Raw genomic sequence first — 236 nt, forward strand, 5'->3', positions numbered from 1 at the left:
ATTGATTTAATTTGTTGATTGTATTTTGTCTTGCAGCATTTTGCGAGATCTGCATTTGTGTAAGTAAATTATAAACCGATGTTTCTTGATTCACTAAACTTAACTCCAAGTCAGTATTAGTTAATCTTAAAATAGGCTCACCTTTTTTCATAATTGCTCCATCTTCCACATACTTTTCCTCAACGCGCCCCCCTTCAACTGCATCAAGGTAAATAGTGGTAATGGGCAAAACAACT

General features: G+C 34.7%; 1 pseudogene. It reads right to left on the reverse strand.

The annotated features are described in order from the left end of the window. Positions 1–236, reverse strand: a pseudogene (locus tag ACRHOC_RS15155) (efflux RND transporter periplasmic adaptor subunit); the annotation flags it as partial.

This window comes from Winogradskyella poriferorum (assembly GCF_050618035.1).
GTDB lineage: Bacteria > Bacteroidota > Bacteroidia > Flavobacteriales > Flavobacteriaceae > Winogradskyella > Winogradskyella poriferorum_A.